Origin of the sequence: Acinetobacter sp. BY419, assembly GCF_019038395.1 — a bacterium.
Taxonomy (GTDB): Bacteria; Pseudomonadota; Gammaproteobacteria; order Pseudomonadales; family Moraxellaceae; genus Acinetobacter.
Genome location: NZ_JAGFXZ010000071.1, coordinates 1 through 2,099, shown reverse-complemented (window position 1 = coordinate 2,099; position 2,099 = coordinate 1). Strand labels below are relative to the sequence as shown.

The following is a 2,099-nucleotide window of genomic DNA, read 5'->3' as shown; positions in this document are numbered from 1 at the left end:
CCGACATAGACACCAACATATCAAACCGTCCGCTTCGATAATCGCAAAAGCATATATTCTAAAAGCGGACATTTTTACTTTGGAGAAACCGGACATTTCTATTTTGGGCTTACATTTTTGACTTTGTATAACGTGTATTATGTTAATTTTAGAGAAGTTAAATAAAAAACACCCTAATTTCAGAAAATCTTAACTTTTAAGATGTATACAGAATAACCTTATGCGTCAATTTATGACGTAGCTATTGATTAATATCAAGTTATTAAAATTTAATTACTATACAATTCAATAAAATTTAAACTTTATGATGACAAGCCAATGAATATTAAAAATGCTTTACTTAATTTTTCAAAAGAAAATATTGGAAATCTAAGTTCAATTTATAAGTGGCCTATCAATTTAGATCATCTTCCTATTAAATTAAATATTAATGGAGATGATTCGTATGAAAAGAATATAGACCTAAGATTTCAACTTCATTCATCTTACTTAGATTCAAAAACATTCGAAGAAAAGTACTCTCTTATTAAATGGTACATTTATAATTGGGGGGGAGTCAAAACTAATAATCAAGAAACACTCGAATTATATACTTCAAGTTCACCACAAGAATTAATTGACCGAGGCTCTCAGGGCATTGCTTCATGGTCAAAAGCATTATCTATTATCAACCCAATTGAATATGCAATTTATGATGCTAGAGTAGCAATGTCTATTAATGCTTTACAAATAATTCATAATGTTGATTCTCATGAATATTATCCTCCATTACTAAGTCGTAATAAAACAATTAACAGCTGTAAGGAACAAATAAAGACTACTTTCAAACAATGGAAAAAAGCTAAAGATACAGAATTTTATCAAAATTATTTGAATCTTTTAAAAGAAGTAGCTAATGATCTTGGGAATAATGCTACCCATCACGATATTGAAATGCTTTTATTTGCTTATGCAGAAGAATTAGCAATGTTAGCAGCCAATCACCAAAACAATCTATCTTAGATAATCAGATTATCTATCTGAATTTTTTTTTAGAATCAAAATGAGCAACATATTTAAAGTTAATTACACAGTCACTTAAGCTATTTCTTACTTCGTGTAAGGTACTTCTCGCTATAGCTATATTGAAACTTACAGCTAAAATTATATTTAATTAAATATCAGTATCTTAGTATTTGATAAATGTAGCCTAAAGCATCCATATAGCTATAATTGATCAGGAAACTAAAGAATTTCTTAAAATAATTTTTTAATTAGGATGATGTATGTTTTATCAGTATTACGAAAAAATTAAAGACTTAAATTTTAAAGAAAATGAAATTTTAGTTTTTGGCTGTCATGAATTAGGCAAGCATCGTTCTGGCTATGCACAGACCGCATTAGAAAGTTTTGGAGCAATATTTGGACAAGGTGAAGGACGACAAGGACAATCGTATGGTATTCCTACAATTGGAAGTGATGGTAAAGTTTTAGGTATTCATGATATAAAAAAATATATTGATAACTTTAAAATTTATGCAAAAGAAAATAATGATTTAATTTTTTACATGACGAAAATAGGGACGGGATTCGCAAAATATTCAGTAGCTCAAATAGCTCCTTTATTTAAAGAATCACCAGTAAATATAAAATTCCACATTAGTTTTGTTCCCTTTATTGAATCTTTAACTATCTTCTATATTGATGATTTAGAGAATTGTGTTCAAATGGATGAGACATATATAGAACTTCCTTTAGGTTATGGTAATACAGCTAGAATGAAGTTGAGTGATGATGAACAATTAAAAAATAAAGGTAATATTTGGGAAAAACACTCAAATATTAATTCACATATACACTATTTAAAATTAGATGATAATCAATTTGATCAATTACATCATTTGATTGAAAAAAAGAGAAAGGAAGAGATAGACTTATTGAAAGATTTATTATAGTAAATAAATCTAAAAATTAGCTCCATAGCACTAGGCGTACAACCTTAGTGCTATGGGCTTTATTTAATTTATAAATATATTTTTATATATCGATATGTGTTTCATTTAACATAAAATCTCTTATACGAAATAAAAAATGTAAGCCCAAAATAGAAATGTCCGGTT

2 protein-coding genes are annotated in these 2,099 nt (G+C 27.5%); both read left to right on the top strand.

The genetic code is table 11. The features are described from left to right. The first annotated feature begins 318 nt into the window (after nt 1-318). Nucleotides 319-1,002, top strand: a complete 684-nt coding sequence (locus KUG37_RS14595; RefSeq protein WP_216938494.1) for a hypothetical protein — start codon at nt 319-321, stop codon at nt 1,000-1,002. 263 nt (nt 1,003-1,265) lie between these two features. Then, nucleotides 1,266-1,934, top strand: a complete 669-nt coding sequence (locus KUG37_RS14590) for a hypothetical protein (protein ID WP_216938496.1) — start codon at nt 1,266-1,268, stop codon at nt 1,932-1,934. Nucleotides 1,935-2,099: the final 165 nt, after the last annotated feature.